Here is a 556-nt window from a genome sequence, read left to right as displayed (position 1 = left end):
CTGCTCGGCGATCCGGCGACGGCGGGCGCGCTGAGCGGCATGCTGGGCTGGTCTGCCCCCTGAAAAGTGGTCCTCCCTTATGTATGGCTTTTGAGCCGATGGAGGACTTAGGAAATGGCCAGGAAGAGACACAGCGCGGAAGAGATCGTCACGAAGCTGCGGCAGGTTGATGTTCTGACTTCGCAGGGCAAATCGGTTGCGGAAGCGGTCCGATCGATAGGTGTGACGGAAGTTACATATTATCGTTGGCGGTCGGAATACGGAGGCCTGAAGGGCGATCAGGTCAAGCGGCTGAAGGAACTTGAGACGGAGAATGCGCGGCTTCGGCGCGCCGTCTCCGACCTGACCCTGGACAAGATGATCCTGGCGGAAGCTGCGCGGGGAAACTTCTAAGCCCCGCACGTCGCCGGGCCTGCGTGGATCATGTTGTTGCCGAGCTTGGCGTCCGCGAACGACGGGCGTGCCGGGTTCTTGGTCAGCACCGCTCCACGCAGCGCAAGGTTCCAACGACACCGGATGATGAAGCGGCTTTGACTGCCGACATCATCGCGCTTGC

At 61.3% G+C, this 556-nt stretch carries 1 pseudogene; it reads left to right on the top strand.

The features are described from left to right. Nucleotides 1-114 precede the first annotated feature (114 nt). Nucleotides 115-556: pseudogene (locus IPF36_RS34225) on the top strand (transposase); the annotation flags it as partial.

It is taken from the genome of Cupriavidus sp. IK-TO18, assembly GCF_015549295.1.
Classification (GTDB): domain Bacteria; phylum Pseudomonadota; class Gammaproteobacteria; order Burkholderiales; family Burkholderiaceae; genus Cupriavidus; species Cupriavidus oxalaticus_A.
Note: the sequence above shows the minus strand (reverse complement) of the source record. Positions and strands in the feature narration are given on the sequence as shown.